Here is a 26,117-nt window from a genome sequence, read left to right on the forward strand (position 1 = left end):
GTCAGCGCAGGATCGCGCGCACGCGCTCGACGTCGTCGGCCATCTGCACGAGCAGGGCGTCCACACCGTCGAAGGCCGTCATGGGGCGGATCCGCTCGACGAAACGGACCTCCACGTGGTGCCCGTAGAGATCGAGGTCCGTCTCGTCGAGCACGTACACCTCGACCTGGCGGGAGTCCACGTCGTCGAAGGTCGGATTGGTGCCGATGCTGATGGCGGCCGGGTAACTGATGCGCCGGGCGCCCTCGATGTCGATCAGCCAGCCCGCGTAGACGCCGTCGGCGGGCACGAACCCCTCGAGGTCGGGCGAGAGGTTGGCGGTCGGATAGCCGAGCTCGCGCCCGCGCTTGAGCCCGTGCACGACCTCTCCCCAGACCGACGGCGCGCGACCCAACAGCCGCGAGGCGGTGGCGATGTCGCCGGCTGCGAGGGCCTCGCGGATCCAGGTCGACGAGACCCGACGGTCGGCGTGGACCGCACGGACGTCGTCGACGACGTCGACGCGGAACCCGTGGTCGACCCCCATCCTTTCCAGCAGCGCGGGGTCGCCGACCCCACCCGCACCGAAGCGGAAATCGCGCCCGACCAGCACCGTGCGGGCGGAGAGGGCCTCGACCAGCACGCGCCGGACGAACTCGTCCGCGGGGAGTGCCGCCAGGGTCGCGTCGAAGGTCAGCAGCAGGGTGGCATCCACGCCCGCCCGTTCGAGGAGCTCGAGTTTCTGATGCGGGCCGATGACATCGGGCGGGCACCTGTCCGGGCGCAGCACGCTCAGCGGGTTGCGGTCGAAGGTGACGGCCACGACCTGTGCCCCGTCCGCCGCTTCGATGCGCGCGCGATCGATCACGGCGCGGTGGCCGGTGTGGACGCCGTCGAACTTCCCGATCGCCACGACCGACGGCCCGAACCCGACGGGCACCTCCGCGGGGTCGCGGAAGACGATCACGACGCCGTCCGGCGGTGCCGCACCAGCCACCACAGACCGAGGAAGGGCAGCACCAGCGGGACGAACAGATAGCCGATGCCGTACACCGACCACACGGTGGGGTGCTGGAACAATACGGGCAGCACGAGGCTGAGCGTCCCGACGACGAGGACACCGATCAGCTCGAAGCCGATCGCGACCCACGCGACCCGGTACCAGGCCGGACGCGCCGAGAAGACCAGCGCCAGCGTCGCGAGGATGTAGACCACCGCGGCGAGCGCCGACAGCGTGTATGCCACGGGCGCGTCGTCGAACTCGCGGACGATCTGCACGAAGGACCGGCCGGTGGCGGCCAGCGCCATGATGACGTAGACGATCACGAGGACCCGGCCGACGCCGGTCATTCCGCGGGTGCGGGCGGGAGTGGTGGATGCCATGACCTTCCGAGTCTAGTTCGGTCAGGGCCCTCGCTCATGGTTCGGACCGGACCGCTCAGGCCACCTGTACCGTCCAGATCACGTGCATGCGCCACACCATGACGGCCACCGCGAGGGCGGCGACGCCCATGATGACGGTGCTCCACCGGCTGCGCTCGATGAGCGCCCAGGCGGCACCGGCAGGGGGCAGCAGCGCGGCGGAGACGAGGTACGTCCAGTACTCCAGCAGGCTGCCCGTCGGCGGATTCCCGGCGAACGGGGCGACGATCGCGACGACGATCTGCGCGACGAGCAGCAGCTCGATGAGGGCGAGGGCCCCGACCGTCAGGTCGGACGGGCGACGCCCGGCCAGCCCCGCCACGATCGCCACGAGCCCCGCGAGCACGGCGACCCCGACCTGCGTGACGGTGAACCACAGGATCATCCCGCGACCTCCTCGGGCATGTTCATGACGCTCTTGAGCTGGGTGCCCCGGCGTTCCACGATCCCCACCAGCCGCCCATCGGGATCGATCGCCGCGGCGCGCTCGCCCGTGAGCCGACCTCCGCCGTCGATGCGCTTGCCGTGCCGGAGGTCACGGGCGTCGTCGGCGCTCACGGCGAGGGCTCCGACGACCACCGCCGCCGCAGTGGCGGGGTCGACCAGGGCGGCGTCGGCGATGTCGTCGACGGATGCCGCCGATGCCACCTCGAACGAGCCGATGCGCGTGCGGCGGAGGGCGGTGAGGTGCCCGCCGACGCCGAGCGAGCGGCCCAGATCGCGGGCGAGCGCGCGGATGTACGTGCCACTCGAGCAGTCGACGACGACGTCCAGGGCGATCGTTCCGGCATCCCGCCGACTCGCCTGTACGGCGAAGCGCGACACGGTCACGCGGCGGGCCTTCAGTTCGACGGTCTCGCCGGCGCGGGCGAGGTCGTAGGCCCGACGCCCCTGCACCTTGATCGCGGAGACGGTGCTCGGCACCTGCTCGATCTCGCCCGTGAGGGCGGCGATGCCTGCCGCGATGGCCCCGTCCGTCACGGCCGCGACGGCGTCGGCATCCGCCCGGCCCGTCTCGACACCGTCGGCATCGTCGCTGTCGGTCTCGACCCCGAGCAGGATCGTCGCCTCATAGGTCTTGTCGGCCCCCACCACGTAGGTGAGCAGGCGCGTCGCGCCCTCGACGCCTAGGACGAGCAGACCCGTCGCCATCGGATCGAGAGTGCCCGCGTGGCCGATCTTGCGCGTGCCCAACGCCCGGCGCGCCCGCGCCACGACGTCATGACTGGTGATGCCCCCGGGCTTGTCGACCAGGAGGATGCCGGCGCGCGCCATCAGCAGAAGTCGCCGAACACCTGCACCGGGTGCGCCGGGTCGGAGTTCTCCACGATGACCGAAGCCGCAGCGCGCGGTCGAGACTCCCGGAGGTACCGTTTCTCGGCATCCGGCAGCTCGGGTCGAGGGGCGCCGATGACCGGATTCGCCTCGAGCCACACCGACCAGTTCCACAGTCCCCGCAGGCCCGCCGCGTGCAGGAAGCGGCCGTCCACCACGAGGACGGCATGATCGGGTGCGGGATCACCGCCGTCGAACGACTCACCCGCGCGGAAGGGGGAGATCAGGTGCTGGCGCACGTCGTCGGCGCCGTCGGCGAGCGTGGCGCGGAAGGTCGCGGTGCCGTCCTCCTCGACCGCGGCGGCGAACGCGTCCGCGAAGGCGGTCGCCGCGTCGGCGTCGAGCGCGTCGACACCGACCACGACGCGTCCGGCGCCGGCGTTCTGGCGCATCAGATCGCGCAGACTTCGCTGCAGGGTCTCGGCGGGGTTCTCGCTCGACATGCCTCCAGCCTACGGTCGCCCGCGCACACCTCTCCGTCAGACGCTCTCCGCCGGCGGGTACGCCGCGGCGCCGCGTTGCGCCGTCGCACGGCGCACATCGCCGCGAGATCGGACGCGCTGCGCCGGCCCCGCGGGCTCGTAGGGTGGAGGGATGCCAGGGATCGCCGCGCCACTGATCGCGTGGTACCGCGACAATGCGCGTGATCTGCCGTGGCGTCGGCCCGGCTTCGGCGCGTGGGGCACGCTGGTCAGCGAGTTCATGCTGCAGCAGACCCCCGTCGCCCGCGTCATCCCGCACCTGGAGGCGTGGCTGGGGCGCTGGCCGGCTCCCGCCGACCTCGCCGCTGCGGCGCCCGCCGAGGCCGTGACGCAGTGGGCGAACCTGGGCTATCCGCGCCGCGCTCTCTGGCTGCACCGCGCCGCGGTCGAGATCCGCGACCGCCACGACGGTGTCGTGCCCCGCGACGTCGAGGCGCTGCTGGCGCTCACCGGGATCGGCGACTACACCGCGCGTGCCGTCGCCGTCTTCGCCTACGGCGATCGGCATCCGGTCGTCGACACGAACACGCGCCGGGTCCTCGCCCGCGTCGTCGACGGCGTCGCACAACCCGGCCCGCCCGGCAGGGCGGATCTCGCGCGCATGGCGGCCGAGCTTCCCGACGACATCGGCGAGGCCGCGATCGTGAACGCCGCGGCGATGGAGCTCGGCGCGATCGTGTGCACGGCACGCGCGCCGAAGTGCGGTGTGCGCCCCGTGGCCGCGCAGTGCGCGTGGCGCGCCGCCGGGTACCCGGCATCCGAGGACCGCCGCCGCCGTCAGGCGAAGTACGAGGGCAGCGACCGCCAAGCGCGCGGCGCCGTGCTGAAGGTCCTGCGCGATGCCGCCCCGGCCGCCGTGCGGCTCGACGAGGTCGTTCCCGCCTGGCCGGACCCGGTGCAGCGCGACCGCGCGATCGATTCCCTCATCGCCGACGGACTGGCCGAGGCCGCGGACGGCGTCCTCTTCCTGCCGCGCTGATCGCGCATCCGCCCCGCCCGTGGGGCCCCGGGGCGTACCGTCCTGCGGAGACACGCACCGACACGCCAATGCCCGGAGGCGGTCGAGGGCGTGTCGGCGACGCACTCCGCACGGCGGCACGCCGCCCGCGCGCCGTGTCGCTGCCGGTCGGTGAGCCGCACGGCGCGAGGATCAGGCGCTCGGCACCGGTGCCGGGCGCACGGGGTCGGGCGCGAGCCGCGCGTCGAGCCGGTCCGCGCGGAACTGACCCGTGAGCACGAGCACCGCGAGCACGAGACCGAACACGCCCCACATGATGACGCCGAGCGGGCCGGCGATCACGGGTGACGGGGTGGCCGAGTCCGCCGCGACGACGAGCGCCCCGAGACCGGCCGAGGCGTTGAAGGCGCCGTGCGCGAACACCGCCGGCCACACCGAGGCCGTCCGCAGCCGGGTCCATCCCAGCAGGATGCCGAAGAAGACGCACGCCACGATCATCATCAGCACGCCGAACGCATTGGGCTCGAGGAAGTTGTAGCCGAGCAGGATCAGCGGCGAGTGCCAGAACCCCCAGAAGGCGCCCGAGATGATCAGGGCGGGCCACACCCCCAGCGGCCGCAGGGCCGGCAGCAGGAAGCCGCGCCAGCCGAGCTCCTCGCCGAACGCGAAGGGAGCGTTGATCACGGCCCCGATCGGGATCATCACCACCTGCACCGCGGCGAGGACGGCGACCGGCGGCAGCGGCGTTCCCGGGGGTACGGCGTCGCGGAGCGTCTGGGCGAAGCCGGAGAACCCGATCGGATCGAAGGTCGCGAGGCCGAGAGCCCCCACCCCCACGAGGCCGAGAGCGACGAGCACCGGCGCGGCCGCGATCACGGCGACACACGTCCAGATCGTGCGGGCCGCGGGCCGGAGCGGCCACATGCCGAGCTCCCGCAGCACGACGCGGGCGCCGCGCCGTCCGCGCGTGCGCCGCTGCACGAGGAGCGCCGCGACGACGCCGAGAGCGGGGGTGAACATCATGGCGGCCGCTGTGAGCCCCAGGAACGGATCGGCCAAGCCCAGGCCGCGCAGCCAGAGCGGGAGCGCGACGAGCCACGAGAGGCCGACGGAGGTGAGGGCGAACACGCCGATGGCGAGCCAGTCCGGGCGAGGCGAAGCGGTCATGTCTCGACCCTACGAAGACCCGGATGCCGGGACCTCCCCCGTGCGAAGGAGACTCCATGCTCCGTCCCCCGGCGGACCTGGCCCGCTCCGCCCTGCGGACTCCCCTACCGACACGCCGACGATGGTGGCCCCCGGAGCGGCGGGCCGCTCCCCGACTCCGCACGACGGCACGCCCCTCTCGCACGCGAAACGGCCGGACGCCTCCCTGGGGGGGTGGCATCCGGCCGTTCGTGCGGAGGAGTCAGTCGCGCTCGTCGTCCTCGTCGTCGTCCTCGTCGATCTCGCGCGGTTTGACGTAAGGATCGGCGTCGCCGGCGTAGGACGCCTGCGCCGCGAGCCCCGCCACCGACTCGTCGCGCTCCCGCGCCTCGCGCAGCAGCGCCGAGATGTGATCGGCGTTCTCGGGGATGGCGTCGAGGATGAACTCCAGCGTCGGGGTAAGACGCGTGTTGAGGTTCTTGCCGACCTCGCTGCGCAGCATGCCCGTCGCCGACTTCAGCGCGGCCGCGGTATCGGCGCGGTGCGCCTCATCGCCCATGACGGTGTAGAACACCGAGGCGTGCTGCAGGTCACCCGTCACGCGCACATCGGTGATCGTGACGAACCCGAGCCGCGGGTCGCGCAGACCCCGCTCGAGGCGCTCGGCGAGCACGACGCGGATGCGGTCGGCCACACGGGCCTGTCGTTCCCCTGCCACTTCCTTCTCCTTCTCTGAGAGGACGGAACGGGGGCCGCGCCCGCAGGCGCGACCCCCGTTCGACGAATCAGCCGCGCGGCTTCTCGACCATCTCGGTGGTCTCGATCTCGTCGCCGACCTGGATGTCGTTGTACTTGCCGAGTCCGATACCGGCCTCGAAGTCCGTACGGACCTCGGTGACGTCGTCCTTGAACCGGCGGAGCGACTCGATCTGCAGACCGTCGGCCAGCACCACGCCATCGCGGATGACGCGCGCCTTCGCGTTGCGCGTGATCGTGCCCGAGCGGACGATGACACCGGCGATGTTGCCGAACTTCGAGGAGCGGAACACCTCGCGGATCTCGGCGACACCCGACTGCACCTCTTCGAACTCCGGCTTGAGCAGGCCCTTGAGCGACTGCTCGACGTCGTCGATCGCGTTGTAGATGACCGAGTAGAACCGGACGTCCACACCCTCGCGGGCGGCCCGCTCGCGGGCCTTCGTGTCGGGACGGACGTTGAAGCCGATCACGATCGCGTTGTCGATCGTGGCCAGGTTGATGTCCGACTCGGTGATCGCACCCACACCACGGTGGATGATGCGCAGCTGGACGCTGTCGTCGACCTCGATCTTGAGCAGCGACTCTTCGAGCGCCTCGACGGCACCCGACACGTCACCCTTGATGATGAGGTTGAGCGACTCGACCTTGCCCTCTTCGAGAGCGCGGGTGAAGTCCTCGAGCGAGATGCGCTTGCGGGCCTTGGCCAGCTGGGCGTTGCGCTCGGCGGCCTCGCGCTTCTCGGCGATCTGGCGCGCGGTGCGGTCCTCCTCGGTGACGATGAAGACGTCGCCGGCGCGCGGGACGGAGTTGAGTCCCTGCACCTGGACCGGACGGGAGGGGTAGGCCTCCTCGACCGCGTCGCCGTTCTCGTCGATCATCGCGCGGACGCGGCCGTAGGCCGTTCCCGCGACGATCGCGTCGCCGACGCGCAGCGTTCCGGACTGGATGAGGACCGTCGCCACCGAACCGCGACCCTTGTCGAGCTTCGCTTCGATCGCGACACCGCGGGCAGCCTTGTTCGGGTTGGCCGTGAGGTCGAGGCCGGCGTCGGCGGTCAGCAGCACGGCATCCAGGAGCTCCTGGATGTTCGTGCCCTGACGGGCCGAGACGTCGACGAACATGACGTCGCCGCCGTACTCCTCGGCGACCAGGCCGTACTCGGTGAGCTGCTGGCGCACCTTGGCCGGGTTGGCATCGGGCTTGTCGACCTTGTTGACCGCGACCACGATCGGCACGTTCGCCGCCTGGGCGTGGTTCAGCGCCTCGACCGTCTGGGGCATGATGCCGTCGTCGGCCGCGACCACGAGGATCGCGATGTCGGTCACCTGCGCACCGCGGGCACGCATGGCGGTGAACGCCTCGTGACCCGGGGTGTCGATGAAGGTGATCGCGCGCTCGATGCCCTCGTGCTCGGTCCAGACCTGGTACGCACCGATGTGCTGCGTGATGCCGCCGGCCTCGCCCGCCACGACGTTCGTCTGGCGGATGGCGTCGAGCAGTCGCGTCTTACCGTGGTCGACATGGCCCATGACGGTGACCACCGGAGGACGGATCTCGAGGTCGTCCTCGCTCTCGGCCTCCAGCTCGGCGTCGAGGTCGAGACCGAAGCCCTCGAGGAGCTCTTTGTCCTCGTCCTCGGGCGAGACCATCTGGATCTTGTAGCCGAGCTCCTCGCCGAGCACCTCGAAGGTGGCCTCGTCAAGCGACTCGGTGGCCGTGGCCATCTCGCCCAGGTTGAACAGGATCGTCACGAGCGTGCCGGGCTGCACGGTGTACCCGCGCAGCGCCTCGAGCTTGTCGGCGAAGTCGGCGATCGAGGCACCGCGACGCAGGCGGATGATCTCGCCGTTGCCCTTCGAGACGTTGACGCCGCCGACGACCGGCGCCGACCGCATCTCGAACTCTTGCCGCTTCGCCCGACGCGACTTGCGCTGCTTGGACTTGCCGCCGCCCTTACCGAAGGCACCCGCGGTGCCACCGCCGGGGCCACGGCCGCGACCGCCACCACCCCCGGGGCGACCGGCGAAGCCACCGCCGGGAGCGCCACCGGGGCGCTGGAAGCCGCCACCGGCGCCGCCGGGACGACCGGGACCGCCGGGACGCTGCTGGAACGGAGCGCCGGGACGACCGCCGCCGCCGGGACGACCCGCACCGCCGGGGCGCGGGGCACCGGGGCGGGGGGCACCGGGACGCGGAGCTTGCGGGCGCGGGATGTTGCCCGGGGTGGGGCGCTGCCCCATGCCCTGGGCCGAGGCGAACGGGTTGTTGCCCGGGCGCGGGCCGGCGGGACGCTGTCCCATGCCCTGCGACGAGGCGAACGGGTTGTTGCCCGGGCGCGGCGAGCCGCCGGGACGCGGAGGCTGCGAGGCACCGCCGGCCGGACCGGGCTTGGGACCGCCGGGCTTGGGAGCCTGTGAGGCGGGAGCCGACGGCGCCGGAGTGGACGACGCGGGCGTCGACGCGGCCGGCGTCGCAGGGGCGGAGGCCGCGGGAGCCGGCGCCGAGGGCGCGGGTGCGCTCTTGGGCGCGGCGGGGCGAGCCGGTCCGGGCGTGGGGCCGGATGGGCGGGCTCCGGGGGTCGCGGCCGGGCGGACCGGGCCGGGACGGGCGCCGGGGCGCGCTGCGGAGGCCGCAGGCTTGGCATCCGACGAGCCCTCGGCCGCGAGGGCGGCGCGGAGCTTCCGAGCCACCGGGGGCTCGATGGTGGATGAGGGGCTCTTGACGAACTCGCCGAGCTCCTTCAGCTTCGCAAGCGCGACCTTGCTGTCGACGCCGAGCTCGGAAGCGATCTCGTGCACGCGTGGTTTTGCCACAATTCTCCTGTCTGAGGGCCTACCCCGGACAGGGCAGACCGTTAGTTGCGGACGGGTCTCATTTCGAGCCGTTCACTTCGTGTCCATAGCCGTTCAGCCGTTTCGCTGGAGGGTTGATTCGAAGGTCTGCGTGTCAAGCGGGCCTGACACACGCAATGCTCGTACGAAGGCGCGGCGCGCGAGAGCTTTCGCGACGCACGCGTCCGTCTCGTGCACCCACGCACCCCGTCCCGGCAGGACCGCCCGCTCGTCTCTGACGAGGACCGATCCCTCCGCGACCACACGCAGAAGCGAGGATCGGGGGGCACGTGTGCGGCATCCGACGCACGTTCGTACAGGTTCCATCGTACACCTCGCCGTCGTCCGGGCGATCGGACGCTCAGTTGTCTTCGAGGATGCTGTCCGGCTGGATGTCGATCTTCGCGCCGGTCAATTTCGCCGCCAGACGGGCGTTCTGCCCCTCCTTGCCGATGGCCAGGGACAGCTGGTAATCGGGCACCAGGGCCCGGACGGCCTTGGTGGAGGCGTCGAGGACGAAGCTCGAGGTCACCTTCGCCGGCGACAGCGCATTGGCGACGAACTTCGGCAGCTCGGCGTCGTAGTCGATGATGTCGATCTTCTCGCCGGCCAGCTCCTCGGTCACGGCGCGCACGCGGCGGCCGAGCTCGCCGATGCAGGCGCCCTTGGCGTTGACGGTCGGGTCGTTGGCCTTCACGGCGATCTTCGTCCGGTGCCCGGCCTCGCGGGCGAGCGAGACGATCTCGACCAGGCCGGCGGCGATCTCGGGGACCTCGAGCGCGAAGAGCTTGCGCACCAGGCCCGGGTGCGTGCGCGACACCGTGATCTGGGGGCCCTTGTTGCCCTTGGCGACGGATGTGACGTAGACGCGCAGTCGCGAGCCGTGGGGGTAGGTCTCGCCGGGCACCTGCTCCTCGGGAGGGAGGATCGCCTCGACGGTGCCGAGGTCGACGTGCACCATGCGCGGGTTGGGTCCCTGCTGCACGACGCCGGCGACGATGTCGCCCTCCTTGCCGCGGAACTCGCCCAGCACCGCGTCGTCGGCGATGTCGCGCAGACGCTGGCTGATGACCTGTTTGGCGGCGAAGGCCGCGATGCGGCCGAAGTCGTCGGGCGCCTGCTCCTCCTCGCCGATGACAGCGCCCTCCTCGTCGAGGACGGGCGTGTAGATGCCGACGTGGCCGGTCTTGCGGTCCAGTTCGGCCCGCGCGCCCGCGGGGATCTCGCCGCTGGGCGAGATGTGCTTGGCGTAGGCGGTGAGGATCGCCTGCTCGATGATGCGCGCGAGTTCGTCGAAGGGGATCTCCTTCTCGCGTTCGATCGTCTTCAGAAGTGCCAGATCGATGTCCACAAGACCCTCCGTATTCAGCTCTCGTCGACGCGAGGGCGCCGACAACCCTCCTACGATACCCGGATGCCGGCTCCCTCGCGACCTTCCTCGGCGACGCGCTCGAGCGGGTTCGCCGACAGCTTGTCGAGCACTCCCCCGTCGACCAGACGCCGTGCCGCGGTGTCGGGCTTGCGCTGCGCCTGATCGACGACGCAGGCCCCGAACTCCGCGGCGATCGCGCCGCGCGGGTGGGCGGTGAGGACCTCCCGCACGAAGTCCCGCGGGAGCGCGTCGGGCCGCGCCCCCGAGATGTCGAGGCCGGTGGCGGTCTCGAGCAGGTAGCCCTCGGCATCCATCTCCGGGTCGACGCTCGGCCAGTTGTGCCGCACGATCACGTCGAGCACGCGCGCGCGTCGCTCCGGCGCCCACCCGGCACCGGCCGTGAGCGCGATGCCGACGTGACCGCCCGCGTGCTCGTACGACAGCGCGTGGTTGTCGAACGCGGGGACGGTGCCGATGTCGTGCAGCACCGCCGAGACGTACAGGAGCTCATGGTCGATGCCGGAGAGGCCGTCGACGAGGGCGAACGCCTCGGCCCAGAGCCACGAGCGCACCGCGTGCGCGGTGAGGGCCGGCGACTGGTACTCCTGGGCGAGCGCGAGGGCGCCGCGAGCGGCGAGGGTGTCGGGGACGGGGATGTCGGCGATTCGCACGGGAACTCCTGGGGTGGGGTTCCCACTCTGCCGCGCGCAGCCGCGGCGCACCCGCCCCGAACGGCCAGTCTTCGTCATCATCCCGCCATCGGGCGCCTGCGGCTCAGTTGACCGGCGTGGCGTGCCAGATGCGGTCGAGGTAGTCGCGCATCGCCCGGTCGGACGAGAAGAAGCCGCTGCGCGCGACGTTGAGGATCGCCGAGCGCACCCAGGCGTCCTGGTCGGCGTAGGCGAGATCGACCCGCTCCTGGGCGTCGACATAGGAGCCGAAGTCGGCGAGGGCCATGAACCGGTCCTCGTACAGCAGGTTCGACACGAGCGGCTCGAACACGGTGCGGTCGCCGCTCGAGAACGTCCCGGCGGCGATCATGTCGATCGCCCGGCGGAGACGTTCGTCATCGTGGTAGAAGTCGGCCGGCCGGTAGCCCTCGGCCCACAGCGCCTCGACCTCGGGCTCGCTCATGCCGAACAGGAAGAAGTTGTCGTCGCCCACGAGCTGGCGGATCTCGACGTTCGCGCCGTCATCGGTGCCGATCGTGAGCGCGCCGTTGAGAGCCAGCTTCATGTTGCCGGTGCCCGAAGCCTCTTTGCCCGCGAGCGAGATCTGCTCGGACAGGTCGGCGGCCGGGATGATGCTCTCGGCAAGGGTGACGTTGTAGTTCGAGGGGTACAGCACCTTCAGGCGCCCCTCCACCCGCGGGTCGGCGTTGACGACCTCGCCGACGGCGTTGATGAGGTGGATGATGTGCTTCGCCATCGCGTACCCGGGGGCGGCCTTCGCACCGAACAGGAACGTCCGCGGCTGGACGTCCTCGACCGCCACCCGACCGGACACGATCCCGTCGTACGCGCTGACGATGTGCAGCACCTTCAGCGTCTGCCGCTTGTACTCGTGCAGGCGCTTGATCATGACGTCGAGCAGGTGGCCGTCGTCGAGCGTCGTGCCGTCGCGCGCCGCCAGCACGCGGCTGAGTCGGCGCTTGTTCGCCGCCTTCACCGCGGCGAAGCGCTCGCGGAACTCGGGATCGTCGGCAGACGCCTCGAGACCTCGCAGGCGCTCGAGGTCCACCGTCCACCCGGCGCCGAGCGTCTCGGTGATGAGCGCCGACAGCTCGGGGTTCGCCAGGCGCAGGAAGCGGCGCGGAGTGACACCGTTGGTGACGTTGGTGAACTTCTCCGGCCACATCCGCGCGAAGTCCTTCAGCACGTTGTCGCGCAGCAGCTGCGAGTGCAGTTCGGCGACGCCGTTGACCTTGGAGCCCGCGACGGTGGCGAGGTAGGCCATGCGGACCGAGCGGAACGGGTGCTCTCCGATGATCGACATGTCGCGGATGAGCATCTCATCGTCGCCGAAGCGCTCGCGCACCTCGAGCAGGAAGGCGTCGTTGATGCGGTAGATGATCTCGAGGTGCCGCGGAAGGAGCCGTCCCAGCAGATCGACCGACCAGACCTCCAGCGCCTCGGGCAGCAGCGTGTGGCACGTGTACGCGAAGCACTTCTGGGTGATCGCCCACGCGGCATCCCACTCCATGCCCTTCTCGTCGACGAGCACACGCATGAGTTCGGGCACGCCGATCACGGGGTGGGTGTCGTTGAGCTGGAAGATGACGCGCTCGGGCAGCGCGGCGAGATCGAATCCCTCGGGCAGGACGTTGTCGACGAAATCGGCGATGGATGCCGCGACGAAGAAGTACTGCTGCTGGAGGCGCAGCTCCTTGCCCTGTGGCGTGGAGTCTTCGGGGTAGAGCACCTTCGAGATGTTCTCGGCGAAGGTCTGCGCCCGCACCGACGCGACGTAGTCGCCGGAGTTGAACGTGTGTAGGTCGAAGGCGTTCGTGGCGACCGCGCGCCACAGGCGGAGGGTGTTGACCCGGCCGTTGTGGTAGCCGGGGACCATCATGTTGTACGGCACCGCGAGGACGTTCCAGTCGGGGATCCAGCGCGTCCTCTCGACGCCCTCGTCGTCGTAGGTCTCGGTGCGACCGCCGAAAGAGATCGTCTGCGCAGCCTCCGGGTGCGGGAAGTCCCACGGCGACCCCAGGCGCAGCCACGCGTCGGGCTGCTCCACCTGCTGCCCGTCGGCGAAGGCCTGACGGAAGATGCCGTACTCGTAACGGATGCCGTACCCGATGGTGGGGATGCTCATCGTCGCCAGGGAGTCGATGAAGCACGCGGCCAGCCGCCCCAGGCCCCCGTTGCCCAGCCCCGGCTCGATCTCGAGGGCGCGCAGGTCGTCGATGTCGATCCCGCACTGCGCGAGCGCCTCGGTCGCGATGTCGGTCAGGCGCGCGGCAAGGAGGTTGTTGTCGAGCTGGCGGCCGAGCAGGTACTCGGCCGAGAGATAGCACACGGTCTTCGCCTGCTGACGGCTCTGCTGTGCCTGATCGTCGAGCCATCGGGCCATCAGGTAGTCGCGGACGGTCCCCGCCAAGGCCAGGTAGCGGTCATTGTCGTCCGATGTCGACAGCGCCACGCCCTGGTCGAAATTCAGGTTCTGCAGGAAGCGGCGGACGAAGCCGTCGACCGAGGCCGGAGGAGCTGCCACGGGGGCGAGAGCGAGCGGGTGAGTGGCGCGGAGCTCGGACGCGGAAGGAGTGTTCTCGGGCACGGTTCGACCGTAATCAGAACCGCGCGCGAGCGCCAAGAGGCAACGGGATCGACACGAGATCGTCACCGCGCCGCCGCACGGACGCTCAGCGCAGACCGCACCCGTCCACGACCTGGGTGCGTCGCTCGATGAGCCCCTTGGTCCAGTCGTACAGGACCGGCAGGAACCGCGACTTCGGCAGGATCGGCCGCAGGTGGTCGTACCCGGCGTAGGTCGCCCACCGCACCGGCTGCCCCTGCGCGCACAGCCGATCGATGTACTCGCGCTGCAGCTTCGGCGGGATGACCTCGTCGTCCGACCCCCACGCGACGAGCATTGGAGTGCCGAGGGGGTCCGTCATGGCGTTCTCGGCAAGACGACGGCCGAGCGCACCGTCGGTGAGGTCGGCGTTGTACAGCGGACGGTCCTCCGACACGCCGAGAGCGGTGAGCACCGACACCACCACGCCGGGCTCGCTCGGGCAGCGCTGCGTCATCTCCAGGACGATCGAGCGCGACCCCTCGGCGATGTAGTCGTCGAGGTGCACATCGGCGTAGGTGCGCGAATAGGGCACGAGCACCCACGAGGTGATGACGGACAGCATGGCGTTGGGCGGGCCGGAGAGCAGTTCGCGCGCGAGCGCGGGCGGGTCGGCGACGGGTGCGACGACGGCGGTACCGAGCACGTCGATGCCGGGGGCGTAGTCGTCGGCGATGGCGGTCGTCCACAGCGCCGCGTGCCCGCCCTGCGAATGTCCCCACACCACCGTGTCCGGCGACAGCGTGAGGTCGGTGCGCAGTTCGCTCGTGGCCAGGACCGCGTCGAGCGACGAACGGGCTTCACCCTTGCCGATCAGGTAGGGGTAGTCCCCCGGCGCGCCCTGCCCCGAGAAGTCGGATGCCACCACGACCCACCCGGCCTTGAGGGCCTGTTCGAGCGCGGGGATCGACCACCGGGTCGCCGACGCGTCGCGCAGGCTCGGCGCGCAGCCCTGAGCGACCCCCGTGGTCCCGTGGTTCCACACGATCACGGGGCGCGGACCGGGCGGCAGGTCCTTCGGCACGATGACGAGGGCGCTGGCCACGGCCGGTCGGCTGACGGCATCCCGGGTCGTGTAGAGGATGCGCGTGACGTCGCCGTTCTCGGGCAGGCGGCCGAGATAGGCGTCCGAACGGATGAGGCGGCCGTGACCACCGGGGACCTCGGCCGGTGGATCGTAGAAGGCGTCGACGACCGGGGCGCCGTCGTTGAGCCAGTCGTTGAGCCACCAGCCGCCCGCGGCCGTGGCGACCAGCACGAGCGACAGGGCGTACCGTCCGGCGGCGGCCCACCGGGCGCGGATCCGGCGGCGGCGGACCGCCCGCTGGGCGTCGAACGGGGTCGCCCGCGGACGGGGACGACGGATGCCGACGACCCCCCGCGCGAAGACCCCCGCGCCGAACACGATCGTGCGCACACCGAACACGACCGCCAGGACCAGGACGGTGACATCCGGCCAGGTGAACGACAGCAGACCCAGGGCGATCTGAGCGACACCCCATGCCAGCGAGAGCACCCGCGAACTCGCGATCCCTCGCGACACCGCCCGGCCGATCGAGGCCACTCCACCGATCACGAGGAGGACCGCGAGAACCGGCGGCAGCAGTTCGAGGCTCCGTCCGAGCCACACCAGCACCGCGACACCGGCCAGGATCCAGGCGGCGGACACCGCGCGCGCCCACCAGCCGGCCGGACGACCGACGAGCTCGAGGACCCCCATCACGATGGCGCTCGCCCCCACGTACACGCCGAGCAGCACGAGCGAGGTCAGCGGACGCGTGACGATCAGGATGCCGAGGACGACCACGACGGCCCCGACGATGAGCAGCACCCGCGGCGGAGCGTTGCGCACGAGCGCGGGGAGTGCGTTCCACCGGCGCGGCAGCGGTCGGCGGGTCGCGGGCATCAGGCCATGATAAGCAGCACCGTCGGCAGCCCCGGGCGCGAGATGGCCGGTGGGCGCACAGGTTTGTCGCCGGGCCGAGGGAGAGCGTACGGTTCCGGAATGCCCTCGCACGCCCGCGCCGCAGCCCGCGAGGCCGAGGCGAACCCCGCGTTCCGGATCGCCGCACGGGCCGGGTATGCCGCCAACGGCATCCTGCACCTGCTCATCGGCGGTCTGGTGATCGCGGTGGGGCTGGGCGCGGCGGAGGACAGCGACCAGACAGGGGCCTTCCGAGCGGTGGCCGCGGTCCCGTTGGGCGCTCTCGCCCTGTGGGCCCTGGCCGCGGGCCTCGTCGCCCTGGGCGCGTGGCATCTGCTGCAGGCGTTCGCGCCGCGGGGACTCCCGGTCCCCCGCCGGGTGGCCCGGATCGCCGTGGAGGCGCCACAGGGCATCGTGTTCCTCGCGATCGGGCTGGTCTCGGCATCCGTCGCCCTGGGGGCGCGCCCGCACGCGGAGCAGGCCGCCGAGGACGTCAGCCAGGGCGTGCTGACCCTCGCGGTCGGCGGCTTCGTCCTCGGGACCGTGGGGGTCGCCGTCGCGGCGGTGGGGGTCGGCTTCGTCTGGATGGGGGTGCGGCGGTCCTTCCGCACCAAGGTGCGCATCCCCGAAGGACCCGGCGGCCTCGCGCTGACCGCCCTCGGGGTCGTCGGGTTCCTCGCGAAAGGGGTGGCGCTGGTGATCGTGGGCGTGCTGCTGGTCGTCGCGGCCGTGCGGGTGGAGCCCGACACCGCCGGCGGGCTCGACGGCGCGGTCTCCGCCCTCGTCGCGCTGCCGGCGGGCCCGGTGCTCGCGTGCGTGGTCGGGACGGGGTTTCTCGCCTACGGGGCGTTCACGATCTTCCGCGCGAAGTACGCCCGCCTCGACGCGTAGCCCCTCCCCCGGGCGGTCAGTCCAGGTCGGGGTTGCGCCCGGTGCGCTCTCCGGTATCCAGCGTCGCGATCGCGGCGTGATCGTCCGCATCCAACGCGAAGTCGAACACGTCGCCGTTCTCGCGCAGACGGTTCAGCGACACCGACTTCGGGAACACGACCAACCCGCGATCGAGGTGCCAGCGCACGACGACCTGCGCCGGCGTCTTGCCGTAGCGCGCGGCGATGTCGGCCAGGACGGGCTCCTCGAGAAGACCTCCGCGCGCCAGCGGCGCCCACGACTCGGTGACGATGCCGTGTGCGGTGTTCCAGTCGACCAGGTCGCGCTGGGGGAACCGCGGGTGCAGCTCGACCTGGTCGATGACGGGGAGCACGCCGGTCTCGTCACGGAGCCGTTCGATGTGCACGGGCGAGAAGTTGCTCACGCCGATCGAGGTGACCCGACCCTCTTCCCGCAGGCGCACCAGTGCCCGCCACGTCTCGACATAGCGATCGGCGCTCGGGATCGGCCAGTGGATGAGGTAGAGGTCGACGCGGTCGAGGCCGAGCGCGGCCGCACTCACATCGAACGCGCGAAGGGTCTGGTCGTATCCCTGGTCGTCGTTCCACACCTTGGTCGTGACGAAGACGTCGTCCCGCGGGACACCGGACGCGCGAATGCCCTCGCCGACCTGGCGTTCGTTGCCGTACAGGGCCGCGGTGTCCACGTGCCGGTACCCGGCGGCGAGCGCTCCGGCGACCAGGTCGCCGGTGACCTCGGCGGGCACTTTGTACGTGCCGACCCCGAGCTGCGGGATCGACGAACCGTCGGACAGGGGCACGCGGGGCGCGGAGATCATGGCATCCACGCTACCGACGCCGGGGACACCCCGGCCCCCTCCCCCGCGGATGCGCAGCGCGACGGACGCTGCGGGACCGCGGTGAGAGGTCAGGCGGTCAGGCGCGCGACCGCCTCGGCGACCGGCAGCGTCTCGCGTTCGCCGGAGCGACGGTCCCACAGCTCGACCTCGCCGTCGGCGGCACCGCGCCCGACGATGAGGATGCGCGGAATGCCGACGAGCTCGGCGTCGCCGAACTTCACACCGGGCGAGACCTTGGGGCGGTCGTCGTACAGCACGTCGAGCCCGGCGGCCTCGAGCTGTTCGGACACGGACGTGGCGAGGTCGAACGCGGTGGCATCCCGTCCCGTCGCGACGACGTGGACGTCGAACGGAGCGACCGACGGAGGCCAGATGAGGCCCCTGTCGTCGTTGTTCAACTCGGCGATGATCGCGAGGATGCGGGTGACGCCGATGCCGTACGAGCCCATCGTGACGGTCGCGAGCTTGCCGTTCTCGTCGAGCACCTTGAGTCCCAAGGCTTCGGCGTATTTGCGACCGAGCTGGAACACGTGGCCGATCTCCATGCCGCGCGCCAGTTCCACGGGCCCCGAACCGTCGGGCGCGGGGTCGCCCGCCCGCACGGTGGCGGCCTCGACGAAGCCGTCGCCGAAGAAGTCGCGGCCGGCCACGAGCGTGTGCACGTGCTTCTGGTCGACGTTGGCACCGGTGATCCACGCCGTTCCGTCCACGACACGCGGGTCGAGCAGGTACCGGATGCCGGTCGCCGACTCCTCGCCGAGCACGGGGCCCGTGGGAGACCAGGGACCGATGTAGCCCTTCACCAGCAGCGGGTTCGCCTCGAAGTCCGCCTCCGTGGCCGCCTCGACGTCGGCGGGCGCGAACGCCACCTCGACGCGCTTGTCGTCGATGTCGCGGTCGCCGGGGATGCCGACGACGACGATCTCGCGCGTGCCGTCGAGGTGCGTGAGCGCCAGCACGACGTTCTTCAGCGTGTGCGCGGCGGTCCACTCCGTCGCGTCCGCGGTCGCGGGGCCCGCGATCCCCGGCGCCGGGGCGTCGAGGTGCGCGTTGCTGTGGTCCACGAGCGTCGCGATCGTCGGGGTGTTCGGCGAATCGAAGATCACGGGGGCCGGAAGACCCTCGATGGGCAGCGCCTCCGGCGCGACGGTGGTGAACGCCTCGACGTTGGCCGCGTACCCGCCCGCCGAGCGGACGAAGGTGTCCTCGCCGATGGGCGTCGGGTGCAGGAACTCCTCGGACTTCGAGCCGCCCATCGCGCCCGCGTCCGCGGCGACGATGACGTACTCCAGACCCAGGCGCTGGAAGATGCGCTCGTACGCGTCGCGCTGCGCCTGGTACGAGGCATCCAATCCGGCATCCGTCGCGTCGAACGAGTAGGCGTCCTTCATCGTGAACTCGCGGCCGCGCAGAAGGCCCGCGCGGGGGCGTGCCTCGTCGCGGTACTTGTCCTGGATCTGGTAGATCGTCAGCGGCAGGTCCTTGTACGAGGAGTACAGGTCTTTCACCAGGAGCGTGAACATCTCCTCGTGCGTGGGGGCGAGGAGGTAGTCGGCGCCCTTGCGGTCCTGCAGGCGGAACAGCGCGTCGCCGTACTCCTCCCACCGGCCGGTCTGCTCGTACGGCTCGCGGGGCAGCAGCGCCGGGAAGTGCACCTCGAAGGCTCCGGCGTTCGCCATCTCCTCGCGGACGACCGTCTCGATCTTGGCCTTGACCCGCAGCCCCAGCGGGAGCCACGCGAAGATGCCCGGGGCGTTGCGACGGATGTAGCCGGCGCGCACGAGCAGGCGGTGGCTCGTGACCTCGGCATCCGAGGGGTCTTCGCGGAGCGTGCGGAGGAAGTAGTTCGAGAGACGGGTGACCACGATCATCGAGTCTAGAGCGGTGGATGCCGTGGCCCGGTGGCGTCCACGACACCGCGACCGGCTCCCACCCGCCGATCCAGTGCGACCAGGACACGGCAACGCCGTTCCGCCTCCCGGCCGACGACCTATGGTGAGGGCATGCGTCCCCGCTGGATCGCGCTCCTCAGCGCTTCGGTCGCCGTCCTCGTCGGCGTGCTGTCGTGGGTGGTCATCGGGGCTGGTCTGGGCGCGAACGGCGTGTTCGGGACCGGCCAGCGGGGGCCCGACGCGGAGAGCCCGGCCGAGTTCGTCGCCACCGGCGACCACGTCCTCCGCGCCGACGGGACCCTCGATCCGGAACCCGAGGGCCGCGCGCGCGAGGTGTGGGAGGACTTCGTCCGTGTCGCCACACCGGAGTTCGTGGCATCGGACGTCACCGGGTACCGGACAGGTGACGACCCCGACAGCGACACGCTGGCGTACGTGACCTCCGACGAGAGCGACCCCACGAAGTGGGTTTTCGGGGCCAACCTGGCGTACGCCGACGACGCCGACCTCCTCCTGTCCACGCTCGTCCACGAGTACGCGCACCTGCTGAGCCTCGGCGTCGACGACGTCGACCCCGACGCCACCGAGTGCGGCACCGAGTGGAGCGGGGCCGGCTGTCTTCTCCCCGATGCCGACCTCGAGAACTTCGCGCGACGGTTCTGGGCCGGGTACGACGACGCTCCCGCGCGCGACAACGTCGACGCCGACGTGGCGTGGGATTTCTACCAGGCGCACGAGGAGGACTTCGTCAGCGACTATGCGGCGACCAACGCGTCCGAGGACTTCGCCGAGACGTTCGCGACGTACGTCCTCGAACCCGACGGTGCCGGCGATTCGCTGATCGGTGAGAAGCTCGCCTTCTTCGACGCGCTGCCCGAGTACGCCGACGCGCGCGAGCGCATCCGCGCGGAGTTCGACCTCGACTGAGCTCAGGTCGCGCGGCGCCGCCCGACGTGCAGGACGGCCCGGACGAGCAGACCGGCGAGCAACGCCCAGAAGGCCGCGCTGACGCCGGCCACCGCCACGCCCGAGGCCGCGACCAGGAACGTCACGACCGCCGGCATCCGCTCCCCCGGATCGTCGATCGCCTGCTGCACCGCCGAACCGAACGCGGCGAACAGCGCCACCCCCGCGACGGCCGGGATCACGCCCGCCGGGGCGAGCAGGACGAGCGCCACGAACGCCGACGACAACGCCGCCAGCACGAAGTACGAGATACCGACCGAGATGCTCGCGAGCCATCGGCGGTCCGGGTCGGGGTGCGAGTCGGGGCCCGCCGCGATGGCGGCGCTGATCGCTCCGAGGTTGACGGCGTGCCCGCCGGCGGGGGCCGCGAGGGCCGAGCCCACACCCGTCACCACCATCGCGGGACGCCAGGGCACCGTGTACCCGAGGCTCCGCATCACCGCGACGCCGGGCACGTTCTGCGATGCCATGGTCACCACGAACAGGGGCAGCCCGATACCGATGACCGACCCGAGCGTGAGAGTGGGCATCACGAACTCGACGCGCGGCAGCAGGCTCGCCGCCTCCACCTCGGCGCCCGACCGGACGATCCCCACGACGATCACGACCGTGGCGGCCGCGAACGCCAGCGGCACCGCCCACCGCGGCAGCAGTCGCGCGGCGATGAGCCACACGACGAGCACGGGCGCGACGCCCCACGGGTCCGACAGCAGGCCCGTGAACGGCGCCACGCACAGGGGCAGGAGGACACCCGCCAGCATCGCCTGCGCGATGGACGGCGGGATGCGGGCGATGAGCGCACCGAGCGGCGGGAAGAAGCCCGCCAGCAGGATGAGCGCCGCCGAGACGAGGAATCCGCCGACGACCGCCGGCCAGCCGCCGTCGACGGCGCCGGTGGCCGCCAGGAGCGCGACTCCGGGCGTGGACCACGCGATCGTGATCGGCATCCGGTATCGCGCGCCGACGAAGAGGCACCCCAGTCCCACGACCACGCACAAGGCCAGGAGCCCGCTGGCGGCCTGGTCGGCTGTCGCACCGACGGCGCGGAGGCCCGTGAGGACGACGGCGAACGTGCTCGTGAACCCGACGAGCGCGGTCACGATGCCGGCGATGATCGGGCGGGAGGCCGGGGCGTCGAGACGGGCGGAGTCGGTGGCGGCGGCGGAATCGGACATGCGGTTCCCGAGGCTATCGGATGCCGCGTGCGTCCTCAGCGGGCCACCGCCGTCCGCGTGGCCTGATCTCCTCGTGACGCCGGCGGGACGCCGCCCGGTCAGGCGGTGACGACCTGCGCCGTTCCGAGAGGGGCGTCGGGGCCCATCTCATCGGCGATGCGGTTGGCCTCTTCGATGAGCGTCTGCACGATCTCGGCCTCGGGCACGGTCTTGATGACCTGACCCTTGACGAAGATCTGCCCCTTGCCGTTGCCGGACGCGACGCCGAGGTCGGCTTCGCGCGCCTCGCCCGGGCCGTTGACGACGCAGCCCATCACGGCGACGCGCAGCGGCACGGTCATGTCCTTCAGACCCTCGGTGACGTTGTCGGCGAGGGTGTAGACATCGACCTGCGCGCGCCCGCACGAGGGGCACGACACGATCTCGAGCTTGCGCTCACGAAGGTTCAGCGACTGGAGGATCTGGTGGCCGACCTTCACTTCTTCGGCCGGCGGCGCCGACAGCGAGACGCGGATGGTGTCGCCGATGCCCTCGGACAGCAGGATGCCGAAGGCCGTCGCGCTCTTGATGGTGCCCTGGAACGCCGGCCCGGCCTCGGTCACGCCGAGGTGCAGGGGCCAGTCCCCCCGTTCGGCCAGCAGGCGGTAGGCCTTCACCATCACGATCGGGTCGTTGTGCTTGACCGAGATCTTGAAGTCGTGGAAGTCGTGCTCCTCGAACAGCGACGCCTCCCACACGGCGCTCTCCACGAGCGCCTCGGGTGTGGCCTTGCCGTACTTCTCCAGCAGGCGGCGGTCGAGCGATCCGGCATTCACGCCGATGCGCAGGGACACGCCCGCGTCCTTGGCGGCCTTGGCGATGGCACCGACCTGATCGTCGAACTTGCGGATGTTGCCGGGGTTCACGCGTACCGCGCCGCACCCGGCGTCGATGGCCTGGAAGACGTACTTGGGCTGGAAGTGGATGTCGGCGATGACCGGGATCTGGCTCTTCTTGGCGATGATGTGCAGCACGTCGGCGTCGTCCTGCGACGGCACGGCCACGCGCACGATCTCGCACCCGGATGCCGTGAGCTCGGCGATCTGCTGCAGGGTCGCATTGATGTTGGTCGTCGGCGTCGTGGTCATCGACTGGACGCTGACGGGGGCGTCACCACCGACGAGGACCTTGCCGACCTTGATCTGGCGGGTCTTGCGACGAGGAGCGAGGACCTCCGGCACGCGGGGCATCCCGATGTTCACTGCAGGCACGCCCACAGCCTACGCCGCCCCGCCCGAGCGGGGGCTGAGGGCCGCTCTGTGATAAATTCGGCGCCATGCGCGCGTATACCGGCTGGTGGCTCACCGTCTAGGCGGTGAGCACGCGTGCGACAGACCGCCCTCCCTCGGGATCGGGGCGGTCTTCGTGTTTCCGGCGGCCGCTCCGGACCCTCGATCACTGACGGAAGTACTTCGATGACCGGGCCCGACCCCTCCTCCTTGATCCACGACCTCCTCGAGGGCGACGCGCCGTTCGCGTTGATCGCTCGTGACGACGCGACGGTCGAGGTGCTCACCGGCACCGTCGTCGACGTCGAGCTGCTGGCCGACATCCCGCTCGTCGACGCCGACGGCGCGCCTCGCGAAGTCCTCGCGCTCGTCCCGTTCCGGCAGGTGCGGGAGCGCGGCTTCGTCTGCCACGACGACGGAGCGCCGCTGCGCTGCCTCGTCATCGAGGAGCGGATGCCGCTCCCCCGCGCCGAGGTCATGGCATCCCTCCCCTCCGCCCCCGTAGCCCTGCAGGACGCCGGGTTCGACATCGACGACGAGGCCTACGCCGACATCGTGCGCCGGGTCATCGCCGACGAGATCGGCCGCGGAGAGGGGGCGAACTTCGTCATCCGTCGCGATTTCGTGGCCGGGGTCGACGCCGACCCGCGGCATGCGGCCCTGACCTGGTTCCGCGCGCTCCTCGAGCACGAGAAGGGCGCGTACTGGACGTTCGCGGTCGTGACGCCCGGTCACGTCGCCGTGGGCGCGAGCCCCGAGGCGCATGTCAGCGCACGCGACGGCATCGTCACGATGAACCCCATCTCGGGAACCTTCCGCCACCCACAGGGGGGCGCCACGGCCGAGACCCTCGCGGAGTTCCTGCGCTCGACGAAGGAGACCGAGGAGCTCTTCATGGTCGTCGACGAGGAGCTCAAGATGATGAGCGCCGTCTGCAGCGACGGCGGCCGCATCACCGGGCCCCACCTCAAAGAGATGTCGCGCCTCACGCACACCGAGTACATGCTGCGGGGACGCAGCACGCTCGACCCGCGGGACATCCTGCGCGAGACGATGTTCGCTCCGACCGTCACCGGGTCGCCGATGCAGAACGCGTGCACCGTGATCGCCCGTCACGAGACCACGCCGCGCGGCTACTACTCCGGCGTGGCCGCGCTGTTCACGCCGAACGGGGCGACCGAGGGGCCGACGCACGACCTCGACGCCCCGATCCTCATCCGCACGGCCTACCTCGTCGACGGACGTCTGCGCGTACCGGTCGGTGCCACCCTCGTGCGCCACTCCGACCCGTACGGCGAGGTCGGCGAGACCCACGGCAAGGCCGCCGGCGTCCTGGGCGCCATCGGTGCGATTCCGCGCGATTCCGCCCCCTCCGCCGCCCCCGATGCCGATCCGGACGCGCCGGTCGCCCCGCGCCGGCCGCTCGCCGAGGATCCCGCGATCTCCGAGCTCCTGGCATCCCGCAACGAGCGCCTCGCGCCGTTCTGGATGAACCCGCAGGATCCCGACGGGACGGGCCCGTTCGCCGGCCGCACCGCGTTGGTGGTGGATGCCGAGGACCGCTTCACCACGATGCTCGCGCATCAGCTGCGCCACCTGGGTCTGGACGCCCGCATCGTGCACTGGTCCGAGGCGACGGACGCCGAGGTGGACGCCGCAGATCTCGTCGTGGCCGGTCCCGGTCCCGGCGACCCGCGGGACGACCGCAGCCCGCGCATCGCGGCGATGCGGCACGTGGTGGCACGGCGCCTCTCCGCCGGGACGCCCCTGCTGGCGGTGTGCCTCAGCCACCAGATCCTCGCCGATCGACTCGGCCTCGACCTCGCTCCCCTCTCGCAGCCGCACCAGGGCCTGCAGAAGAGCGTCGACGTGTTCGGCGAACCCGCGTCGATCGGGTTCTACAACACGTTCACGGCGCGGCTCCCCCAGACGCTGCCCGAGGGCGTCGAGATCGCGGCGGACGCCGACACCGGCGACGTCTACGCCCTGCGCGGCGAGGGATTCTCGAGCGTGCAGGGACACCTGGAGTCGATCCTGTCGCGCGACGGCATGCGCACCCTCGAGCGCCTCATCAGCGCCGCGCTCTGATCGGCTGCTGCACAACTCCTGCTGATCGGGTCGCTTCCGGGCCCAGGCCCTGCCGAACGAGGCCTGCGCAGGAGTCGTGTCCCTGCTACAGCAGTTGGACGGGGTTGAAGATGTCGGCGAGGAACAGGATGCCGCCCATGCCGATGAGCAAGACGACCACGACGAAGGTCACGGGTACGAGCTTGGTGGCATCCACCGGGCGCGCCACCTTGCCGCGGACGCGGGCGAACCAGCGCTTCAGGCCGTCCCAGAGTGCGACGACGACGTGCCCGCCGTCGAGCGGCAGCAGCGGGATGAGGTTGAAGACGAACAGGGCGATGTTCAGCGAGGCGAGGAGGGCGATGATCGACTGGACACGGGCGAGGATCGGCGCGTCGACCGCGGCGAACTCCCCGGCGAGGCGTCCCGCGCCCACGACGCTGAGCGGCCCGTTCGGGTCGCGCGGCTGGCCGGTGAACAGGTCCACCGCGGTGTCGTAGACGCGGACCGGAAGCTGCGTCATGATCTGCGCGACCTGCCCGACCTGCTGGATCGTCGCCTCGGGGCCGTACCAGATCGGCTGCGGCACGAGGGCGGACTGCGGGCTGAGGCCGGCGAAGCCGACGGTCTCGTACTCCGGGGAGCCGGTGGCATCCAGGACCGGCCGGCCGCTGGCGTCGGTCACGGCGCGGTTGGACGTGGCCGGGGTGATCGTCACGGTCTGCTGCGCGCCGTCGCGCTCGATGACGACGGGCAGCGCCTGACCCGGCGAACGCTGGATGATCGCGGCTGCTTCATCGAAGGTCGACACGGGCGTTCCGTCGACGGAGACGAGCACGTCCCCGGGACGGATGCCGGCGGCCGCCGCCGGGGCGACCGGGTCGGTCGAGGTGCAGTCCGTGCGGTTGTCGCTCGCGGGGATCACGCACTGCGAGACGGAGGCGACGGTCGTGGTCCCGGCCGTGACGCCGATCGCACTCACCGCGATCGCCGACAGCACGAACGCGAGCAGCAGGTTCATCACGGGCCCACCGAGCATGATGATGATGCGCTTCCACACCGGGAGCTTGTAGAAAACGCGGTCGTCGCCGGCGATCATCGTCTCGGCGTTGGCATCGCGGGCGTCCTGGATCATGGTCGCGAACAGGCGCGAACGACGCGTGGGAGTCGCGTCGTCCTCGGGCGCCGGCGGGTACATCCCCGACATCGAGATGAAGCCGCCCAGCGGCAGCGCCTTGAATCCGTACTCGGTCTCACCGATGCGGCGCGACCACAGCGTGGGGCCGAAGCCGATCATGTACTGCCCGACGCGCACGCCGAAGAGCTTCGCGGGCACGAGGTGCCCGATCTCGTGCAGAGCGATCGAGACGGCCAGGCCGATCACGAGCACGAGCACGCCGATGAGGAAGGCGATCGCGGTCACCCGCCGACGATACCGCCGCCGCCCTTTGAACCTCCCGTGCGGCGCCGATGCGAGGGCTGTGCGGGGTCGGA

22 protein-coding genes are annotated in these 26,117 nt (G+C 71.2%); 4 read left to right on the top strand and 18 right to left on the bottom strand.

The genetic code is table 11. The features are described from left to right. Position 1: 1 nt before the first annotated feature. The 5 genes from LL239_RS09010 to LL239_RS09030 are packed head-to-tail and all read right to left on the bottom strand — an operon-like array spanning position 2 to position 3,179. Positions 2-946 carry a bifunctional riboflavin kinase/FAD synthetase gene (locus LL239_RS09010; protein WP_228163100.1) on the bottom strand — a complete coding sequence of 315 codons (945 nt, stop codon included), beginning with the start codon at positions 944-946 and terminating at the stop codon, positions 2-4. Next, the gene (locus LL239_RS09015; RefSeq protein WP_228163101.1) at positions 943-1,362 is read right to left on the bottom strand and encodes a hypothetical protein; all 420 of its coding nucleotides are present in this window, start codon (positions 1,360-1,362) and stop codon (positions 943-945) included. The genes LL239_RS09010 and LL239_RS09015 overlap by 4 nt, the downstream gene beginning before the upstream one ends. 55 nt (positions 1,363-1,417) lie before the next feature. Beyond that, on the bottom strand, positions 1,418-1,786 hold the full coding sequence (locus tag LL239_RS09020) for a hypothetical protein (RefSeq protein WP_228163102.1): 369 nt from the start codon (positions 1,784-1,786) through the stop codon (positions 1,418-1,420). Next, the gene (gene truB / locus LL239_RS09025; RefSeq protein WP_228163103.1) at positions 1,783-2,676 is read right to left on the bottom strand and encodes a tRNA pseudouridine(55) synthase TruB; all 894 of its coding nucleotides are present in this window, start codon (positions 2,674-2,676) and stop codon (positions 1,783-1,785) included. Before truB ends, LL239_RS09020 begins: the two co-directional genes overlap by 4 nt. Then, positions 2,676-3,179 (bottom strand): hypothetical protein, encoded by a 504-nt coding sequence (locus LL239_RS09030; RefSeq protein WP_228163104.1) that lies wholly within the window; start codon positions 3,177-3,179, stop codon positions 2,676-2,678. The genes truB and LL239_RS09030 overlap by 1 nt, the downstream gene beginning before the upstream one ends. A gap of 151 nt (positions 3,180-3,330) precedes the next feature. On the opposite strand from LL239_RS09030, the gene LL239_RS09035 reads away from it, so the two are divergent. After that, the gene (locus LL239_RS09035; RefSeq protein WP_228163105.1) at positions 3,331-4,197 is read left to right on the top strand and encodes an A/G-specific adenine glycosylase; all 867 of its coding nucleotides are present in this window, start codon (positions 3,331-3,333) and stop codon (positions 4,195-4,197) included. 171 nt (positions 4,198-4,368) lie between these two features. Here LL239_RS09035 and LL239_RS09040 read toward each other — a convergent pair whose 3' ends face one another. The 8 genes from LL239_RS09040 to LL239_RS09075 form a co-directional block, all read right to left on the bottom strand. Then, positions 4,369-5,343, bottom strand: a complete 975-nt coding sequence (locus tag LL239_RS09040; protein ID WP_228163106.1) for a CPBP family intramembrane glutamic endopeptidase — start codon at positions 5,341-5,343, stop codon at positions 4,369-4,371. Between the two features lie 241 nt (positions 5,344-5,584). Further along, on the bottom strand, positions 5,585-6,040 hold the full coding sequence (rbfA, locus tag LL239_RS09045; protein WP_228163107.1) for a 30S ribosome-binding factor RbfA: 456 nt from the start codon (positions 6,038-6,040) through the stop codon (positions 5,585-5,587). 67 nt (positions 6,041-6,107) lie between these two features. Continuing rightward, positions 6,108-8,894: a translation initiation factor IF-2 gene (infB, locus tag LL239_RS09050; RefSeq protein ID WP_228163108.1), complete on the bottom strand. Its 2,787-nt coding sequence runs from the start codon at positions 8,892-8,894 to the stop codon at positions 6,108-6,110. Between the two features lie 93 nt (positions 8,895-8,987). Beyond that, positions 8,988-9,239, bottom strand: coding sequence for a YlxR family protein (locus LL239_RS09055; protein WP_228163109.1), 252 nt, complete (start codon positions 9,237-9,239; stop codon positions 8,988-8,990). Between the two features lie 34 nt (positions 9,240-9,273). Beyond that, positions 9,274-10,263 (bottom strand): transcription termination factor NusA, encoded by a 990-nt coding sequence (gene nusA / locus LL239_RS09060; protein ID WP_228163110.1) that lies wholly within the window; start codon positions 10,261-10,263, stop codon positions 9,274-9,276. Between the two features lie 50 nt (positions 10,264-10,313). Continuing rightward, positions 10,314-10,955, bottom strand: coding sequence for a cyanamide hydratase (locus tag LL239_RS09065; RefSeq protein ID WP_228163111.1), 642 nt, complete (start codon positions 10,953-10,955; stop codon positions 10,314-10,316). Between the two features lie 103 nt (positions 10,956-11,058). Further along, positions 11,059-13,563 carry a glycogen/starch/alpha-glucan phosphorylase gene (locus LL239_RS09070; RefSeq protein ID WP_374197623.1) on the bottom strand — a complete coding sequence of 835 codons (2,505 nt, stop codon included), beginning with the start codon at positions 13,561-13,563 and terminating at the stop codon, positions 11,059-11,061. Between the two features lie 85 nt (positions 13,564-13,648). Continuing rightward, on the bottom strand, positions 13,649-15,487 hold the full coding sequence (locus LL239_RS09075; RefSeq protein ID WP_228163112.1) for an alpha/beta fold hydrolase: 1,839 nt from the start codon (positions 15,485-15,487) through the stop codon (positions 13,649-13,651). A gap of 99 nt (positions 15,488-15,586) precedes the next feature. Between LL239_RS09075 and LL239_RS09080 the strand changes: the two genes are divergently transcribed. Further along, positions 15,587-16,396 (top strand): DUF1206 domain-containing protein, encoded by an 810-nt coding sequence (locus LL239_RS09080; protein ID WP_228163113.1) that lies wholly within the window; start codon positions 15,587-15,589, stop codon positions 16,394-16,396. A 16-nt stretch (positions 16,397-16,412) separates the two neighbouring features. On the opposite strand, the gene LL239_RS09085 is transcribed toward LL239_RS09080, so the two are convergent. Together LL239_RS09085 and LL239_RS09090 are read right to left on the bottom strand one after the other, a co-directional pair. Then, positions 16,413-17,234 carry an aldo/keto reductase gene (locus tag LL239_RS09085; protein ID WP_228163114.1) on the bottom strand — a complete coding sequence of 274 codons (822 nt, stop codon included), beginning with the start codon at positions 17,232-17,234 and terminating at the stop codon, positions 16,413-16,415. An 89-nt stretch (positions 17,235-17,323) separates the two neighbouring features. Continuing rightward, a complete protein-coding gene (locus tag LL239_RS09090; RefSeq protein ID WP_228163115.1) occupies positions 17,324-19,120 on the bottom strand; it encodes a proline--tRNA ligase in 1,797 nt (598 codons plus the stop codon). A 138-nt stretch (positions 19,121-19,258) separates the two neighbouring features. Between LL239_RS09090 and LL239_RS09095 the strand changes: the two genes are divergently transcribed. Beyond that, positions 19,259-20,074: an NADH:ubiquinone oxidoreductase subunit 4 (chain M) gene (locus LL239_RS09095; RefSeq protein WP_228163116.1), complete on the top strand. Its 816-nt coding sequence runs from the start codon at positions 19,259-19,261 to the stop codon at positions 20,072-20,074. A gap of 2 nt (positions 20,075-20,076) precedes the next feature. On the opposite strand, the gene LL239_RS09100 is transcribed toward LL239_RS09095, so the two are convergent. Both LL239_RS09100 and ispG read right to left on the bottom strand, forming a co-directional pair. Continuing rightward, positions 20,077-21,288, bottom strand: coding sequence for a benzoate/H(+) symporter BenE family transporter (locus LL239_RS09100; RefSeq protein WP_228163117.1), 1,212 nt, complete (start codon positions 21,286-21,288; stop codon positions 20,077-20,079). A 98-nt stretch (positions 21,289-21,386) separates the two neighbouring features. Beyond that, a complete protein-coding gene (ispG, locus tag LL239_RS09105; RefSeq protein ID WP_228163118.1) occupies positions 21,387-22,538 on the bottom strand; it encodes a flavodoxin-dependent (E)-4-hydroxy-3-methylbut-2-enyl-diphosphate synthase in 1,152 nt (383 codons plus the stop codon). Positions 22,539-22,742: 204 nt separating this feature from the next. On the opposite strand from ispG, the gene LL239_RS09110 reads away from it, so the two are divergent. Next, positions 22,743-24,644, top strand: a complete 1,902-nt coding sequence (locus LL239_RS09110) for an anthranilate synthase family protein (RefSeq protein WP_228163119.1) — start codon at positions 22,743-22,745, stop codon at positions 24,642-24,644. Between the two features lie 85 nt (positions 24,645-24,729). Here the strand turns inward: LL239_RS09110 and LL239_RS09115 are convergent, their stop codons facing one another. Continuing rightward, entirely contained in the window at positions 24,730-26,046 is a 1,317-nt protein-coding gene (locus LL239_RS09115; protein WP_228163120.1) for a M50 family metallopeptidase, read from the bottom strand. Positions 26,047-26,117: the final 71 nt, after the last annotated feature.

Source organism: Microbacterium testaceum (assembly GCF_020781835.1).
GTDB classification, from domain to species: domain Bacteria; phylum Actinomycetota; class Actinomycetes; order Actinomycetales; family Microbacteriaceae; genus Microbacterium; species Microbacterium testaceum_H.

Bases quoted from the DNA above. Each gene is read 5' to 3' on its own strand.
- LL239_RS09040 (WP_228163106.1), bottom strand. From the start codon at position 5,343: ATGACCGCTTCGCCTCGCCCGGACTGGCTCGCCATCGGCGTGTTCGCC.
- LL239_RS09100 (WP_228163117.1), bottom strand. From the start codon at position 21,288: ATGTCCGATTCCGCCGCCGCCACCGACTCCGCCCGTCTCGACGCCCCG.
- LL239_RS09055 (WP_228163109.1), bottom strand. From the start codon at position 9,239: ATGGAACCTGTACGAACGTGCGTCGGATGCCGCACACGTGCCCCCCGA.
- LL239_RS09085 (WP_228163114.1), bottom strand. From the start codon at position 17,234: ATGATCTCCGCGCCCCGCGTGCCCCTGTCCGACGGTTCGTCGATCCCG.
- LL239_RS09020 (WP_228163102.1), bottom strand. From the start codon at position 1,786: ATGATCCTGTGGTTCACCGTCACGCAGGTCGGGGTCGCCGTGCTCGCG.
- LL239_RS09035 (WP_228163105.1), top strand. From the start codon at position 3,331: ATGCCAGGGATCGCCGCGCCACTGATCGCGTGGTACCGCGACAATGCG.
- LL239_RS09030 (WP_228163104.1), bottom strand. From the start codon at position 3,179: ATGTCGAGCGAGAACCCCGCCGAGACCCTGCAGCGAAGTCTGCGCGAT.
- LL239_RS09015 (WP_228163101.1), bottom strand. From the start codon at position 1,362: ATGGCATCCACCACTCCCGCCCGCACCCGCGGAATGACCGGCGTCGGC.
- LL239_RS09075 (WP_228163112.1), bottom strand. From the start codon at position 15,487: ATGCCCGCGACCCGCCGACCGCTGCCGCGCCGGTGGAACGCACTCCCC.
- truB (WP_228163103.1), bottom strand. From the start codon at position 2,676: ATGGCGCGCGCCGGCATCCTCCTGGTCGACAAGCCCGGGGGCATCACC.
- LL239_RS09095 (WP_228163116.1), top strand. From the start codon at position 19,259: ATGCGTCCCCGCTGGATCGCGCTCCTCAGCGCTTCGGTCGCCGTCCTC.
- LL239_RS09110 (WP_228163119.1), top strand. From the start codon at position 22,743: ATGACCGGGCCCGACCCCTCCTCCTTGATCCACGACCTCCTCGAGGGC.
- LL239_RS09080 (WP_228163113.1), top strand. From the start codon at position 15,587: ATGCCCTCGCACGCCCGCGCCGCAGCCCGCGAGGCCGAGGCGAACCCC.